Genomic DNA, 15,962 nt, shown 5'->3' on the forward strand with positions numbered 1-15,962 from the left:
TTGACCTTGCTTGCATTCTATTGGCCTATCCTGACAAGGATGACGTTAATTAGCGAAAAAAAGGCCAATTTCTTAGTGTGCACTTTTGGTATGTTGTTAGCACAGATGTGCAATTTTCCTGGCCCTCAGCGGAACAAAAAGAGTCAGTGGCTTAAATAAGAGCCTGTTTGCAGAAGAGCACAAAGAATTACAAAAGCTAAACTGATCAATTTTTGAGCTGTGCGAAAGTGTGAACGCAGCGTGTGTCTATTCATGGCTGTCAGCCACGGTAGTTTCGGTGCAACATCGCAATGGGTCAGGTAAGGAAACACCGTTTACTCATTTACAAAATCGACCATCCACAAAGAGAGAGGGAACGCCGTCGTGTGGGTGAACGTTTTGTGGTGAGTAGGCGCAAGTGGTTAGGTTTGCTAAATAACTTTAAACAACAAGGCCATCCATGAAGGGGATTGCGATGAAAGGACTGGGGAAAAAAGCGCTTGTGACGGCGTTGGCAGCAGTTGCTGTGACGCCAAGCTATGCCACCGATAGCGTACAGCATACCAATGAGATTTCTGTGATGGGGGTCTACATTGAGCCAGATGATGATCGATCTGACGAATACGGTTCCGCGGTGCGAGCCATTTACGGCATTCGGCTCGACCGCCATTGGTGGCTGGAGCCGACTTTTTTTGCCGGCGTCATCGAAACGGGTGAGCAGGGTGGTCCGGACTTTTTCCAGCAGGGACTGGGGATGGACATATCCTACCGCCTGTTTGGTGATGCCGAGTTTACACCCTACGGCCTGGTTGGCCTGGGGGTTTCCCGCAACGATGTCGCCAACAATCCCGCCAGTGAGTTTGATGGCTACGCCAACCTCGGCCTGGGTGTGCTGACCTCGCCGCTTACCGAGTCAGGGCTTCGCCTGCGTGGTGAGGTGCGTTACCTGTATGACAACTATGATGATGGCCTGTTTGATTGGCACTTCGGCCTGGGTATAACCGTTCCCATTGGCGTCACCCGTCGCCAGGTCGTTGAAAAAGTCACGGTGATCGAACGGCCGGTGGTGGTGGAATCCCAGCGGGTCATCGAGCTGGCGGATTCCGATAAGGACGGCGTGGTGGACGGAGTTGACCAGTGCCCGAACACCCTGGCCGGGTTGCAAGTGGATGCCTTGGGTTGCGTGAAAACCGATCAGGTGCAGTCGGTGGTGCTCAGCGGTGTCAAATTCGAACTTAATTCCGATCGCCTGACCGCCAACGCTCGCGACATCCTCAATCGTGCTGCGGACGCGCTGAAAGGCCAACAAGATTTGGACGTGGAAGTCGCTGGCCACACCGATGCGTCGGGCTCCGACAGCTACAACCTGAAACTGTCTCAGGCACGTGCGGATTCGGTCAGGAACTACCTGATCGAGAACGGGGTCAATCCTGGGCAGCTGACAGCGGTTGGCTATGGTGAGACTCGGCCTATCGCGAGTAACGATACCGAGGAAGGTCGCGAACGGAATCGCCGAGTTGAATTCAATGTCATCTCCGAGTGACGAGAGAGGAAGGTAGTAAGGTATGAAAACAAAACTAAATTGGCCTTTGGTTGTACTGGTTACATTCTTGTTGGCGTTGGCGGGTTGTCAGTCAGACAGTTCGTCCGGTGCCGCGGTCGCTGGCGACAGCGCTATCTTCAATGGCGATGACGATGGCGACGGCATTCGTAATGGGGACGATAACTGCGTGCTGATTCCCAATCCTGGCCAGGAAGATCTGGACGGCGATGGTCTCGGGGATGTCTGTGACAGTGATCGTGATGGCGATGGCATCGACGACTCCGTGGATGATTGTCCGGCCGATCCGAACAATGCACCGGGGTGCGAAACCAACGGCGATGATGATGGCGACGGCATCATCAACGGTGACGACAATTGCCGATTCGACTTTAACCCGGGCCAGGAAGATGAAGACGGCGACGGCATTGGTGACGCTTGCGATGACAACACCGACACTGATGGCGATGGTGTGCAGGACAGTGAGGACAACTGTCCGAATACTGCAAACGCACCGCAAACCGACACCGACGGTGATGGCATCGGTGATGCCTGCGACCCGGTCGACAATACCGGTGACGATGCGTACGCCTGTGGCACAGCAGCGGCAGCCCCATACAAGCCATTTCAGGAGCCCGCGGCTTCGGCAAGTGGAACTGACTCCGTCCTCTGCCTAGAAGGTTGCGTTGTCAACGCTGGCAACGTTGTTGACAGTCATCTGCTGAACAGCGCAACCCTGCAGTCCACGTTGTTGGGTGGGGCGACGCTGACTGTAACGGATGCCGTGGAGACATACGAAGCGCCCAACAAATTGGGAGTGGCCATTGCTGATGCAGATGCCCTGCTGAGTATCTCGCTGTTGAGTACCATCGATGTCACAACTCGACTGGACGGTGCCGTACAGGAAACCTTCAGCGATTTGACTTTGGCAGAGTTGGATCTGCTGGGAATGATCAACGACGAATCGGTCGGGTTCCTGGTGTTCGACACTGCGGCGGACTTTGATGAAGTCGCTATCAGTCTCGGCGGCGTTAACGTGCTAGAGAGTATCGACGTGTTCGCAGTCTGTGCGAGCCCTGATGCGCTGTAATCTGCAAATCAGTTGATTACCAGAACAAGAAAAGCCCCGACATTTCGGGGCTTTTCTTGTTTGGGCCTGCACAAAGTGGCGAGGCCTGGGATGGGGCCGAGATTTCGCTGCACTGCTGGGTCACCACCCGGAATTCATTTTCTGCGCCATGGCGTCCGCTTCTGCACATCGCCCACAATTGATCTTGTGACACGTCTGGGGGTCGTGTAGATAAAAGCCGGAGAACGAGGCGTAAGGCGATCGGTTGGCCACGCGCTCGTGTTGTTTCAGGTGGCGGGACAGCGCACGTTTAGCCTCGGACAGGGAGGTATAGGGGCCGAGGTCCGCTCTTTCCCGGGTCAGTACGTACCAACCCACGGAAGTTTCAACGAAGCGGTTCGGTAGTGCGGCTACCTTCTCTAACTGTTGTGGTTCGGCAAGTGTTTGTGAATCATGATGCATAGTTATTCCTGTAACCCCAGCCACCAACAGGCTCTAGTAGGGGCTTGGCGTGAGCGTGAGTGAGCACACATGCGCCCAGCCTGCAAAACGGCGGCTTGCTGATTGAAATAGCAGTTTCAAGCAGTGCAGATTCCCTCCACCCGAAGGACAGAGTTTTTAAGTGTAACATTCATTTTGTGATCCGGGTCACACCTTAAGACGAATGACATCTATGGTGTATAGCAACCGTCGTTGATGGATTCTTCCCCGTTTAAGGCTATCTATAGGGCGTAAGGTGCTCTCCCAGTGGACGCAATGACGAGTCTGGCGCTGCGGTGCCAGATTGTCAGGGGCTGCGCAGTGAGGGCTACGACCAGGGTGGTGGTGATTATGATTTGCCTTCGTGTAATGAGTAACTGGGGTACATGGGGGTGTTATGTCTTAGCATTATGGGAGGAGCAAGCGGCTTGGCAGTCACTGGCCTTGTCCGAGGGCAGGCTTATAGGGCCTAATGCGGTAGAGGCCATTGGCTCGGAGCGGATCAGCTACGATCATCAATGGAAGTCGGTTCTTTGGAGGGGGGCAGCGTGACAGAATCGGGACAGGAGGAGCGCCGTTGACGGTACAGGAGCAGGGTATCGACACGGGTTCGGCTTTGCCGGGAGGGCTGATCCCTCTGGCCGATTGGAGGCTGCCGTCGGCTTCAGTCAAGCATACCCTGAAGGATGCTTTGCGTTCGGCATGGACGCGACTACACCGGGGATACAGGCATGACATGGGTGATCTTGTCGGCCAGTCAGAGATAGCCGCTGTCACCCAGCTGCAGCTGAGACGGCTTGCGCCAGAGCCGGATTGGCAGGCGCGTGCCAGCGCGCTGGCGAACGCATTGGAGGAAGCCGCCCCTGGCCAGAAGCTTGCCCGCTCCGTCTTGTTGGTGGCGCCGCCATTCTCTGGGCTTTGCCAACCTTTGGGTTTGTTGGCTGAGCGGTATGGTTGGCAGGTCATCGAGCCCCCCGAAGACCTATTGATGAGCCCGGACGCGGCGGCGGTTTGGTGGGATCGACAACCGCTGGATCAACCCTGGGTGATTCCGGAACTGGCGAAGTTCTGGCTTCGAAACTATGCCGGCTTGGCGGCGATCAGGGAGCTGCTAAACCGGGTGGCCAGTGATCAGTGCGCTCCCGGTGTCGTCGGCTGCTCCAGTTGGTGCTGGAGCTTCTGGCAGCGTTACCTGCCCGATCTGCCGGTGACGGTTCAGACCCTGGCCCCCATGGGGGCGGAAGAACTGGCGGTTTGGCTGGAATCTCTACCCGGTAATGCCAGTCGGCCGCCCTTACGGGTCCGCATGGCAAACAACAACGATTGGGTCATCCCGCTCAAGGATCGGCCGGCGCTTGGTGCTGGTCGCCACAGTACCTACCTCAAGGATCTGGCGGCGCTATCGCGGGGTAACCCCGGCGTCGCCCTGGCCATTTGGCAACGGGCGCTTCGGGCCCGCCCGGACGACGCCCAGTTGGCGGGCGATGGCGAGGCAGCATCGCCAACCGGCACCGCAACCCGGGATTGTTGGGTCATTCCCCTGGAGCAGGTGAGCCTGCCGGAGGTGTCAACGGTGTCCCGGCCGATGACGAGCGTGCTCCACTCGATCTTGTTGCACGCTGGCCTGACCACGGATCGACTCGCCTTGGTGACCGCGTTGACGAGCCTTGATGTGCTCCGTGCGCTTCGCTGGCTGGAGCGATACGAGCTGGTTGCCAACGGAGAAGACGGCTGGCAGGTAACAGCCCAAGCCTATCCATGGATCCGTCGCCAGTTGCAGGGCGAGGGCTATCCGGTGGACGGCTTCTAAAAGGAGATTGCGATGGGGGATTTTGGGCTTAAGGCGGCGTTGTCCTCGTTGACGTCGGAGTCGGTGTTCCAGGCTATCATGCTGGTGCTGGTGGCCGCCGTGTTGATCACTTTGATCCAGACGTTCCTGCCAAGGCTGGCGTATTCACTGGGCGGCAAGACCCGGTTGTATTTGCTGGCTTCGGTGCCGTTACTGCGTCTGCTGGTGATTGTCGCTGCCATTGTGTTGGTGGTGCCTGTACTGATTGAACCATCGTTCGAGAACATGTTCGCGGTGTTTGGCGCGCTCGGACTGGCCCTCGGCTTCGCGTTCAAGGATTACGCCAACAGCCTCATTGCCGGCATCGTAACGCTGTATGAAATGCCCTATCGTCCCGGTGACTGGATTGAAATTAATGGCCAATATGGTGAGGTTCGGAGCATCGGAACTCGGGCTGCGGAAATCACCACCCCGGACGACACGGTGGTGGTGATTCCCCACAGCGTGCTGTGGAGTGCGCTGATTTCTAATAGCACCGATGGCAGCGATAACCTGATGTGTGTCACCGAGCTTTGTCTGCAGCCGGGCCACGACGTTGGCCGGATCAGGGCGTTGCTGAGGGACGTCGCCTACACCAGTCCGCTGGTGAAAACCTGGCAGCCGGTGCTGGTTCATGTGTATAACCGCCCTTATGGCATGTGTTACAAGATCAAGGCCTATCCGCTGGCCCCCAGTGATCAGTTCGCCTTTAATAGTGATCTGGTTGCCCGCAGTGCCGAGGCTTTGGCGAAAGAAGGCGTTCAATTTACCTGTGTCGAATCGTTGGTTGGCTGACTGGGGCGTGGCAGCAGTTGATCGGCAGGTGCAAAAAGGCACGGTCGAAACCGTGCCTTGACGGGGCCTTGTTCAACGACTGAAATTCACATCTGGCCGTCTTCCGCCTCCTTGACCATTTCGGTGATGGTGGTGAGGATCTCTTGACCCCGTTCGCCAGCATCCTCCAGATAAATGTCCCGTACGCTCATACTGGCGGCGCGAAACACTTCCCGCTCTTCACTGGTGAGTTCCACCACTTCAATGTCGCTATTGGCCTTGATCTTCTCCAGGCGCTCATTGTTGAACTCGGCTTGTTTCTGGTAGATGTAATCCACCAGTTTGGCCCGTGTGTCATCCAGCCACTGACGTTGATCTTCAGCCAGTCCTTCGTACCACTGCTTGTTGGACACCAGGGTGGTGATGAACTGAGCGTGATTGGCGAACGTCATGGCTTCCTGCACCTCGTAGAAGCTCATTTCCTCGATTGCGAAGATGGGATTGACCTGACCGTCGATCTGTTTCAGCTGCAGGCCGCTGTATACCTCGGAATAGGGCATTGGCGATGGGTTGGCGCCGTATGCCTTGTAGGATTCGGTGAGGATTGGGGAGGTCATCGTGCGCATCTTGAATTCCCTGAAATCGTCCGGTGACCGAAGCGGCTTGCTGCCGGTCCAAACCATCCAGCCTTCCGGAACAATGCCCAGCAGCTTCATGTTCTGGTCTGCGTAGGGGGCTTCGAACAGGCCATGAACCCGCTCGCTGGAAAGCACGTCCTTGTTAATGTCGTTGTCATCGGATAGCACGAAGTGCAGCGTGAAAATGCCGACTTCCGGTATCACCGAGGCCAGGTGGCCCGGCGATGCGAAAGCCAGCTGGATGGAACCATCCTGCACCAGTTCAGTCAGTTGGGACGATGTGCCCAGAGCCCCGTAGGGGTAGATTTCAATGGAGATCTGACCCTTGGAGATCTCTTCGATCTGACGCTTGAACTCTTGCGCATAGGCGTCTTGAACGCTGCCTTCGATTTCTTCCAGGGCAAAGCGCCAGGTAACGGGTTCCGCCATCGCTTCTGATTCGGCTTGCTGAGCAGAAGGCGCGGCAGTCGAAGCCGCTTGTTCGTCGTTACCGCTATCGGAGCACCCCGCCAGGATCAGTGAAAGGGCTACGAACAAACTTGCGAGCCCGCGTGTGAGTATCGTCATTTGGTATCTCCTTTGCGATCTTTTCCTCTTCATGAATTTGGCAACAATCATCCAGAATTTCTTGGTAACAGCTTATTAGATAGACAAATTTCTTGATGTTTGCCACCTTTAACAACCTATACTGTGCAGAAAGTCATGGGAAATGGAGCCTCTGCGATGACTGTGCCGACCGAGGATTCAGTGCGCCAACGCGTCGGAAACTACGTCAAAATTCCCTTTCGTTGGTTGGATATCGGCCTCAATTTTATTGAAAAGTCCATTCTGATTGTCGGCATCCTGACCATGGCCGCCGTCAGTGTCATCAATGTATTTGCCCGCAACCTTGGCGCCAGCCTGTCCTTTGCCGATGAGGTGGCGCAGCTCCTGGTGGTGGTGGTTACCTTTGTCGGCGTAGGGCACGGCGTTCGTAATGCCCGGCATATCCGGGTTTCGGCACTGCACGACTTGCTTCCACCCGTTGGCCAGAAGATTTTGCTCACCATAGTCAGTTTCGTGTCTTGTGGCTTGCTGGCACTGCTGGCGGTGTACGCCTGGGAATACGTGATGAAACTGCAGGGTACCGGCCGGAAAATGCCGTCCTTGGGGATGCCATTGTGGACGGTGTACCTGATTGCTCCCATCGGGTTGGCGGTGGGCGCGGCTCAGTTCCTGCTGGCTGGGGTCCGTAACCTCGTCAGTCCAGGCGCTTGGTTGTCTTGGCATCACCCGGATGAATACGATTCCAAACTGGATGAACTGACATCGGAAATCGGCCTGGCGGACGAGTTCGAAGAGCCGGATCAGCCCGAGGCATTAAAAGGGAAGAACCGGGAGGCAGGCCATGACTGAGGTTATGGAAGTTCTTGGTCTAGGCAACCTGGGGATGGCCGCCATGTCCATTGTGGTGGCGGTGGTGATGGTGGCGCTGCTGCTGATGGGGTTCCCAATGATGGTGCCGCTGCTGGTGGGGGCCATGGTGTTGCTGTTCACCCAGTTTCCGTTTATGGACGGCTCGGTGATTGTGCAACAGATGATTGGCGGCATCTCCCAGAGCGTTTTGGTGGCGGTACCGATGTTCATTTTGGCGGCTGACATCATGATCAAGGGTCACACGGCAGACCGGCTGTTGGACTTGGTTTCCAAATTTGTTGGCCACCTGCGAGGGGGGCTGCCGATGACAACGGCTGTGTCCTGTACCCTGTTTGGTGCGGTGTCCGGTTCCACCCAGGCGACTGTGGTGGCGATGGGGCAACCGTTGCGTCCCAAGCTTGTCGAGGCGGGTTATTCCGACAAGTTCACCATGGCGTTGATCATCAATGCCAGCGACATCGCGCTACTGATCCCCCCGTCCATTGGCATGATTATCTATGGCGTGGTGTCTGGCACCTCGGTCGGTGATCTGTTCATCGCCGGGATTGGTCCCGGACTGATGATCCTGGCACTGTTTTCAGCGTACTGCTACGTCAAATCCATCAAGCTGAACATTCCCCTGATGGAAAAGGCCAGCTGGCCAGATCGCCTGGCGGCGCTGAAAAAGGCGCTGTTGCCGATGGGATTTCCGGTGATCATCATTGGAGGCATCTATTCTGGCCTGTTCAGTCCCACCGAAGCCGCGTCCATGTCGGTGGCCTATGCACTGCTGCTGGAGATGGTCATTTTTCGCCAGGTCAGCTTTCGGGATTTACCTTCCATTGCCCTGTCCACCGGTCTGATTACGGCGGTGGTGTTTATCCTGGTTGCCGCCGGTACCGCCTTTTCCTGGGTGATTTCTTTTGCCAAGTTGCCGGAGCTGATGTTGGGTGGGGTGATTGAGAGCGCGGCAGAAAATCCCTACATGGTGCTAGCGCTTATTGCTGTATCCTATTTTATCGGCTGCATGTTTGTGGACCCCATCGTGGTCATCCTCATTCTCACCCCCATCTTTGCCCCTGCCGTGGCGGCGGCCGGCATTGATCCGGTACTGGTCGGAACTCTGGTCACCCTGCAGGCGGCCATTGGCTCGGCGACACCGCCTTTTGGATGCGATATATTCACCGCCGTGGCCATCTTCCGAAGGCCCTACCTGGATGTGATTGCCGGAACACCGCCGTTCATCATGCTGTTGTTGTTGTCGACGGTGCTGCTAATCCTGTTCCCGCAGATCGCGTTGTTCCTGCCTGGCTTGATGGATTAGGGCACCATGAAAAATCAGACCCACGCCATGCTGTTTGGGCTTGGCGCCGTACTGCTGTGGTCGACGGTAGCCACTGCGTTCAAACTATCGTTACGGGAGCTGAGCCCGGTTCAGCTGCTGCTGGTGGCCTGTCTGGCTTCCATTGCGGTGATGGCGCTTGTGGTGATAATCCAGGGGCGCTGGCGGCAGCTGTTCACCCTTAGCGCCCGCCAATACCTGCTGTCCCTGCTGCTGGGGCTGATCAATCCCTGTCTCTATTATTTTCTGCTGTTCGGCGCGTTCGATCGCCTGCCGGCCCAGGAGGCTCAACCGCTGAACTACACCTGGGCGCTGGTGCTGGCCTATTTGTCGGTGCCATTTTTGGGGCAGCGCTTGCGAGCGGCGGACATCGTGGCCGGATTTATCTGCTATGGCGGGGTGGTGGTCATTGCTACCCGGGGCGACGTACTGTCGCTGTCGTTTTCCAATCCGGTGGGCGTGGCGTTTGCCTTGGGGAGCACTCTGGTGTGGGCGAGCTACTGGATTGCGGCAACCCGGGATACCCGCGAGCCGGTGATCGGCCTGTTGCTTAATTTTGTCTGTGGACTGCCTTTTATCGTCGCCGCCTGTGCTCTGACCGACGGCTTTGAGCTTGAGCCGGGCGTGGCGCTGTATAGCGCGATCTATGTTGGGGTGTTTGAGATGGGATTGGCGTTCGTGCTGTGGTCCTTCGCCATGAAAAAGGCCGACAATACGGCCCGGGTCAGTAACCTGATCTTTATTTCTCCTTTCCTCTCTCTGGTGTTTATCTCCTGGATTCTGGACGAAGTCATCCTCGGGTCTACCTTCATCGGGCTGTTGCTAATCGCGGCGGGGCTCTGGGTTCAACAGCGTAAGGTGCGTGGTCGAATGACCGAGGCGGCCACTTCGTGAAGCCCTGGCATCTCTACCTGGTACGAACGGCCGCCGGACACCTGTATACCGGGGTGACCACCGATGTGGCGCGCCGATTTGCCGAGCACCAGGCGGGCGCTCCCAAGGGCGCGCGAAGCCTGCGTGGCAAAGGGCCGCTGTCGCTGGCCTATGCAGCGGCAGTGGGCAACCGGTCCGACGCGTTGCGGCTGGAGCGGCAGATCAAGCGCTGGTCCCGGCAACGTAAGGAGCACCTGATTAGTGGTGATGCCTGCCTGCCAGCCTTGCCCTCCGGAGGCAGTGACAAGGCTGGTCGGGGCGAGCCGTCCTCAGTGACTGAGGGCGGCCATGATGCCGCGGGTAAAGATATTGGGCAGCCACTTACTGGCCAGGGCCAGTGATTTGAACTGAAGCCCGACCAGGTGGTGTACGTCTTCGGTCTGCGATGTCTGCCAGACTTCATCCGCCAGGTTGTCCGCCGACAGGTTGACCCCCAACCGCTCGATGACCGGTGCCTTAAACGATTGGCTGTCCACCATGGGCGTTTTCACAAACGGGGTCATGATGTCCTGCACCAGGATATCGTGAGCTTTCCACTCGATGTTCAGCGCTTCCGTCAGGCCCCGTACGGCGAATTTCGAGGCGGAGTAGCTGGCAAAATGCGGCGTGCCGTACATCGCCGAAGCCGAACTCATGTTGATCACCCGCGCCCCTGGCGTTTGTTTCAGCAGCGGGAAGGCCGCCCGACACATGCGAATCAGGCCGGTGACGTTGATGTCTATGATGCGTGCGTGGTCTTCGACCGATATCTGTTCGAAGTGGCCAATACGCAGGATGCCGGCACAGTTGAACAGCAAATCCAGCTGGCCTTTGCTGAAGCGGGTGAACTCAGCCAGGGCCTTCTCTACCGACTGTCCGTCGGTCACGTCCACTTCACAGGTCCAGTGCTGACCGCCCAGGGATTCATTGAGGCTGCTCAACGCGGCCCCGTTCACGTCCAGCAAGCCCAGTCGCCAGCCTTCGCGGGCGAATTTGCGTGCAGTGGCGGCGCCGATACCGGAAGCGGCACCGGTAATAAGGATGGTTTTCATAGGGCCTGATTTCTCCGTATGTGTTCACCGGCGGTGGTCATGGCTTCGGTGGCGCGGGACAGTTGTCCGGCGTGGACCTGGAAGACGTGCCAGAGGCTGTTGTACACCTCCAGCGTGACGTCGGTTTGGTGTTGGCGAGCTTTGTCGGCCAGCCGTTGGGAATCGTTTAGCAGGATTTCATCGCTGCCAACCTGGATCAGGATTGGGGGAAGCCCGCTGAAATCGCCGTAGAGGGGTGAGATGTAGGGGTTAGTACGGGGTTCTCCGGCGCAGTACAGGCCCGCGGCATTCTCGATCCAGCCCTGCTGAATCACCGGTTCATTCTCTGGGGCATAAAGTTCTGCGTGGCTCAGATCCGCCCAGGGGGAGAACAGCGTCAGGGAGCCCGGCAGGGCGATGCCTTCGTCGCGCAGGCGCATGGCCAGGGCCAGGGCCAGGCCGCCGCCTGCAGAGTCGCCTGCAATGGCAATGTTCTTCGGGTCATAGCCCTCGGCCAGCAGAGCCTGATAAACCGCCAGGGCGTCATCAAGCGCCGCCGGATAGGGGTTTTCCGGCGCCAGTCGGTAATCCGGGGCATAGACGGTCGCCTTGGTCGCTTTCGCCAGGTGACCGGTAATACCCTTGTGTGTCTTGGGAGAACCGATAACATAGGCGCCGCCGTGCAGGTAAAGGATGGCCTGATTCGAGTCGCTGCCGTAGCGGGTCCGCAGTACCGGAACCTCTGCCAGCCGGATTGCCTTGAAGCGGCAGCCCAGTGGCGGCACGGAACTGCGATAGGCCTGTCGAATCAGGCTGCGCTGCAGGGGCACTGGTATGGCCGGATTTAGCAGCGGCTTTACCAGCCGCTGCATGGTTTGGCGTAGTCCAGCGGTCAGGATATCTTGCAGCATCGGGGATTCTCCTGGAATTCCGGAATTAAGTAGACAGCCAGCATAGTCAGAGACTTGCGAGCGGCCAATGGCAAATATGACGGCGAACCCCCGGCGCTGGATTGCGCCGGTCCCTGACGGTCCGGGAGGTTGCTCACTGATGCAGCGGCTCCCAGGGCAGTTCTGCCGCACCGGGTATGCTAATCTTTCCCATATTTCGACCAACCCATCATGACAGGCGTTTAATCCTACGTGTATTGGAAAACCGATAACATAGACATACCGGATTGGGACCGGGACTCGCTGCTACAGGCGATACCTTTGTTTGATCCGGAACTGCCAGCACCGCTGTGCGAGGAAGCGACCGCTTACTGCCGCTACTACGGTCTGGATCTGTGGGTCGAGCATCCGGAGATCGTCTACCAGCAAGGCTATCTGATGGCCGGAGGCCACAAGGTGGTGGCGCACCATTACCGTCAACCCGGGAGCGGCTCCAAGGGCACGGTGTTCATTATGCACGGCTATTTCGATCACATTGGCCTCTACAGCCAATTGATTGATCGTTGCCTGGGCGCCGGTTACGACGTGCTGGCCTATGATCAACCGGGGCATGGTCTGTCCAGCGGCACGCCGGCGGCCATCGGCAGTTTTATGGAGTATCAGACCGTGCTGTGCGATGTGATGGCACGGCTGCGCAAGCGCGTTCCGGAACCCTGGTATGCGGTGGGGCAAAGCACGGGCGGTGCGATCCTGCTGGATTACCTGCTTTCAAACCACCACAGCGAACGCACGTCGGAATTTCGGCGTGTGGTGTTGCTGGCGCCGTTGGTGCGGCCCATGGGGTGGTTGGGAGCGAAGCTGTTACACAGCCTGGTGCGGCCGTTCCTGAAACGGTGGCGTCGGATTTTCTCGGAAAACAGCGGCAACAGCCGATTTCTGAGGTTCCTGAGGGAACATGATCCGCTGCAGGCCAGGGCCGTGCATGTGGACTGGGTGTCGGCGCTCCGTCAGTGGGTGCCACACATTGAATCCTGCCGACCAATTCAATTTCCGGTCACAGTGGTACAGGGTGAAAAAGATTTAACCGTTGACTGGCAGCATAACTTGAGGATTATACGAAACAAGTTCTCGTCAGTTGAGGAAATACGGATTCCCGATGGTCGACACCATCTGGTGAATGAAGCAAAGGATCTGCAGGCGACAGTGTTCAACAGCATTATCGACACGTTTGATAATGTGGAACCGGGGCATTATTCGGAGGCCTGCTGAATCATCAATTCTCACAACATAACCAAAGTGCAGAGGTGTATGGTGAAGAAAACAATACTGGCAGTCACAGTCGCAACAGTAGGGCTCGCGGGTTGCATGACCTATGACCCGTATACCGGTGAAGAAAAAGTGTCCAGTGCCACCAAAGGCAGCATCATCGGTGCCATCGGTGGTGCGGCGGTGGGCGCAGCCACCTCCAGCAAGAGCGACCGGGCCAAGGGCGCGCTTATCGGTGCCGCGGCCGGTGGGGCAGTTGGTGGCGGTATTGGCTACTACATGGACCGCCAGGAAGCGCAGTTGCGTCAGAAGCTGGAAGGTTCCGGCGTGCGGGTGGTCCGCAATGGCGACCAAATCGAGCTGATCATGCCTGGCAACATCACCTTTGACGTTAACCAGTCCACCATCAAGCCCAGCTTCACTGGTGTGCTGGAGTCTGTTGCGCTGGTACTGAAAGAGTTTGACCAGACTGTGATCGGTATTGAAGGGCACACCGACAGCACCGGCTCCCAGAACTACAATCAGTTGCTGAGCGAACGCCGTGCCGGGTCGGTCCGGGACTTCCTGCTGAACCAGGGCGTTCAGCCTGGCCGTACCCGTGCTGTGGGTTACGGTCCCCGTTACCCGATCGCCTCCAACGACACCGCTGCCGGTCGCGAGCAAAATCGCCGTGTTGAGCTGACGCTGGCCCCTATCCAGTAATTGTCAGGCCAGAACCCGCAATCCCGCCGCCCCGAATAGGCGCGGCGGCGGGATTCATGCCCTTGTGTTGCGGGGCGTTAGTTGGTGTTGCTGGGCAACCACTCGTCGATACGATCCTTGAGATCCTGCAGCTTGTCTTCGCCGGTGTTGACGATCTTCTTGAGTTCTTCCCGTGATTGTTCAATCTGAGCTTCGAGCGCTTTGATCTTGCTGGCGAATTCCCGTTCAATGCGAGCTTCGGCTTCGTCATCCTTGGCTTTGGCAATTTTTTCTTCGGATTCGGCGTAGAGCGCTTCAATCTGCTTGCTCCATTTTCCCGCCTGGGTTTCCAGTTTGTTGATGAGCGAGTCTTTGATCGTCATAGCTGATGCTTCCCTGGTAATCGTGTATTCAATACCATGGTCGCTATTTAGGAGTTAGCAAGTTTTTGTCGGCAGGAAAGTTTTACAAATTGTTAAGGTGGCAACGGGCTTGTTGGGGGCGCCGTATATCACCGTGAACTCCCAAATTTAGCCGGTGGCTCCGTAGAAAACCAGGATGCCGGTGAGCGAAATGAACCGCATTTAAGCCATTTCAGCGCAAACGACGAGAATGATGCGGTTCGGCTGGGCCTTTCGAAATCCTGCGAGTGCGCCTTAGTCAGTGGGTCGCGTCTATCTTTTGGGCGGGCTGCGATGAAACTAAAAAAGGCCTCGTGAACGAGGCCTTTTCAAAGTGTGCCAATCCGGATTGGATCAGAACAGGACGCGGCAGCGAACGGTGCCCTTGACGGACTTCAGTTTCTCCAGCGCCAGTTCACTGTAGGCTTTGTCGACGTCGATAACGACATAGCCGATCTCTTCCTTGGTCTGCAGGTACTGACCGCAGATGTTGATGCCGTTTTCCGAGAATACCTGGTTGATCTCGGACATCACGCCCGGCACGTTCTCGTGGATGTGCAGCAGGCGGTGTTGGTTTGGATGGGAGGGCAGGGCCACTTCCGGGAAGTTGACGGACGACACTGAGGTGCCGTTGTCGCTGTACATGGACAGCTTTTCGGCCACTTCACGGCCAATGTTCTCCTGCGCTTCCATGGTGGAGCCGCCTACGTGCGGAGTCAGGATCACATTGTCGAATTCCCGCAGCGGTGACACGAACTCCTCATCGTTGGACTTCGGCTCCACCGGGAATACGTCCACGGCGGCACCCAGCAACTTGCCGCTGCGGACGGCTTCGGCCAGCGCGTCGATGTCGACCACGGTGCCCCGGGAGGCGTTCATCAGGATGCTGCCGGGCTTCATCTGGGCAAACTGTTCGGCGCCAAACATGTACTTGGTGGCCGGCGTTTCAGGAACGTGCAGGCTGACCACGTCAGAGATGTTGAGCAGCTCGTGCAGGGTGCCAACCTGAGTGGCGTTGCCGAGCGGTAACTTGGACACAACGTCGTAGAAGAACACGTCCATGCCCAGGGCTTCCGCCAGTACACTGAACTGGGTGCCAATACTGCCGTAGCCGATGATGCCCAGCTTCTTGCCGCGAATTTCGTAGCTATTTTTGGCGGATTTGATCCACTCGCCACGGTGCGCCTTGGCGCTCTTCTCGGGAATGCCGCGCAGCAGCAGGATGGCTTGAGCCAAGACCAGTTCGGCCACGCTGCGGGTGTTGGAGAAGGGCGCGTTAAAGACGGCGATGCCAAGCCGGGTGGCGGCTTTCAAATCGACCTGGTTGGTGCCGATACAGAAGCAGCCGACCGCCACCAGCTTCTTGGCGGCTTCAAATACCCGTTCAGTCAGCTGGGTTCTCGAGCGGATACCCACGAAATGAGCGTCGGCGATCTTCTCGATCAGATCGTCCTCGGCCAGCGAGTGGGTCAGATACTCAATGTTCGTGTAGCCTGCGGCATTGAGGGTATCAATAGCGGATTGATGCACGCCTTCCAGCAGCAGGATCCGGATTTTGCTCTTTTCGAGAGACGTATTTGACATGGGCTTGCTTCCAGACCTTTCGTCGCGTCGTATGACTGTAATGTCACCTGTGAGACCCCGCGGAACCGCCGCCAGCGGCCAGGCTCACAGAACAGGGGCGGTATGATACCATAAACGCAGATTTTCACAGCGCGTCAGATCGCATGGATCAA

General features: G+C 57.3%; 16 protein-coding genes. 10 read left to right on the forward strand and 6 right to left on the reverse strand.

The window, feature by feature from the left end; genetic code table 11:
- The first annotated feature begins 454 nt into the window (after positions 1-454).
- Both N6L25_RS03525 and N6L25_RS03530 read left to right on the forward strand, forming a co-directional pair.
- Complete coding sequence (locus N6L25_RS03525; RefSeq protein WP_271977908.1) at positions 455-1,522, forward strand: OmpA family protein; 1,068 nt, start codon at positions 455-457, stop codon at positions 1,520-1,522.
- A 22-nt stretch (positions 1,523-1,544) separates the two neighbouring features.
- A complete protein-coding gene (locus tag N6L25_RS03530; protein ID WP_271977910.1) occupies positions 1,545-2,609 on the forward strand; it encodes a thrombospondin type 3 repeat-containing protein in 1,065 nt (354 codons plus the stop codon).
- A gap of 120 nt (positions 2,610-2,729) precedes the next feature.
- Here N6L25_RS03530 and N6L25_RS03535 read toward each other — a convergent pair whose 3' ends face one another.
- Positions 2,730-3,050, reverse strand: coding sequence for a DUF6316 family protein (locus tag N6L25_RS03535; RefSeq protein WP_271977912.1), 321 nt, complete (start codon positions 3,048-3,050; stop codon positions 2,730-2,732).
- Between the two features lie 754 nt (positions 3,051-3,804).
- Between N6L25_RS03535 and N6L25_RS03540 the strand changes: the two genes are divergently transcribed.
- On the forward strand, positions 3,805-4,878 hold the full coding sequence (locus tag N6L25_RS03540; RefSeq protein WP_271977914.1) for a hypothetical protein: 1,074 nt from the start codon (positions 3,805-3,807) through the stop codon (positions 4,876-4,878).
- Positions 4,879-4,890: 12 nt separating this feature from the next.
- Positions 4,891-5,691 (forward strand): mechanosensitive ion channel family protein, encoded by an 801-nt coding sequence (locus tag N6L25_RS03545; RefSeq protein WP_271977916.1) that lies wholly within the window; start codon positions 4,891-4,893, stop codon positions 5,689-5,691.
- An 86-nt stretch (positions 5,692-5,777) separates the two neighbouring features.
- Here N6L25_RS03545 and N6L25_RS03550 read toward each other — a convergent pair whose 3' ends face one another.
- Entirely contained in the window at positions 5,778-6,875 is a 1,098-nt protein-coding gene (locus N6L25_RS03550) for a TRAP transporter substrate-binding protein (RefSeq protein ID WP_271977918.1), read from the reverse strand.
- Between the two features lie 156 nt (positions 6,876-7,031).
- Here N6L25_RS03550 and N6L25_RS03555 point away from each other — a divergent pair, with 156 nt between their 5' ends.
- The 4 genes from N6L25_RS03555 to N6L25_RS03570 are packed head-to-tail and all read left to right on the forward strand — an operon-like array spanning position 7,032 to position 10,319.
- The gene (locus N6L25_RS03555; protein WP_271977920.1) at positions 7,032-7,703 is read left to right on the forward strand and encodes a TRAP transporter small permease; all 672 of its coding nucleotides are present in this window, start codon (positions 7,032-7,034) and stop codon (positions 7,701-7,703) included.
- Positions 7,704-7,746: 43 nt separating this feature from the next.
- A complete protein-coding gene (locus N6L25_RS03560) occupies positions 7,747-9,027 on the forward strand; it encodes a TRAP transporter large permease (protein WP_271978304.1) in 1,281 nt (426 codons plus the stop codon).
- Positions 9,028-9,033: 6 nt separating this feature from the next.
- On the forward strand, positions 9,034-9,939 hold the full coding sequence (locus N6L25_RS03565) for a DMT family transporter (RefSeq protein ID WP_271977923.1): 906 nt from the start codon (positions 9,034-9,036) through the stop codon (positions 9,937-9,939).
- Complete coding sequence (locus tag N6L25_RS03570) at positions 9,936-10,319, forward strand: GIY-YIG nuclease family protein (protein WP_442915201.1); 384 nt, start codon at positions 9,936-9,938, stop codon at positions 10,317-10,319. The genes N6L25_RS03565 and N6L25_RS03570 overlap by 4 nt, the downstream gene beginning before the upstream one ends.
- Here the strand turns inward: N6L25_RS03570 and N6L25_RS03575 are convergent.
- Together N6L25_RS03575 and N6L25_RS03580 are read right to left on the reverse strand one after the other, a co-directional pair.
- A complete protein-coding gene (locus tag N6L25_RS03575; protein ID WP_271977925.1) occupies positions 10,248-11,009 on the reverse strand; it encodes an SDR family oxidoreductase in 762 nt (253 codons plus the stop codon). The genes N6L25_RS03570 and N6L25_RS03575 overlap by 72 nt on opposite strands.
- A complete protein-coding gene (locus N6L25_RS03580) occupies positions 11,006-11,899 on the reverse strand; it encodes an alpha/beta hydrolase (protein WP_271977927.1) in 894 nt (297 codons plus the stop codon). Before N6L25_RS03580 ends, N6L25_RS03575 begins: the two co-directional genes overlap by 4 nt.
- Before the next feature lie 231 nt (positions 11,900-12,130).
- On the opposite strand from N6L25_RS03580, the gene N6L25_RS03585 reads away from it, so the two are divergent.
- Both N6L25_RS03585 and N6L25_RS03590 read left to right on the forward strand, forming a co-directional pair.
- Entirely contained in the window at positions 12,131-13,147 is a 1,017-nt protein-coding gene (locus N6L25_RS03585; RefSeq protein ID WP_271977930.1) for an alpha/beta hydrolase, read from the forward strand.
- Between the two features lie 42 nt (positions 13,148-13,189).
- Complete coding sequence (locus N6L25_RS03590) at positions 13,190-13,846, forward strand: OmpA family protein (RefSeq protein WP_271978306.1); 657 nt, start codon at positions 13,190-13,192, stop codon at positions 13,844-13,846.
- A gap of 77 nt (positions 13,847-13,923) precedes the next feature.
- Here N6L25_RS03590 and N6L25_RS03595 read toward each other — a convergent pair whose 3' ends face one another.
- Both N6L25_RS03595 and serA read right to left on the reverse strand, forming a co-directional pair.
- Positions 13,924-14,208, reverse strand: coding sequence for a hypothetical protein (locus N6L25_RS03595; RefSeq protein ID WP_271977932.1), 285 nt, complete (start codon positions 14,206-14,208; stop codon positions 13,924-13,926).
- 372 nt (positions 14,209-14,580) lie between these two features.
- Positions 14,581-15,810 (reverse strand): phosphoglycerate dehydrogenase, encoded by a 1,230-nt coding sequence (gene serA, locus N6L25_RS03600; protein ID WP_271977934.1) that lies wholly within the window; start codon positions 15,808-15,810, stop codon positions 14,581-14,583.
- Positions 15,811-15,962: the final 152 nt, after the last annotated feature.

It is taken from the genome of Marinobacter sp. SS21 (assembly GCF_028369065.1).
GTDB lineage: Bacteria > Pseudomonadota > Gammaproteobacteria > Pseudomonadales > Oleiphilaceae > Marinobacter.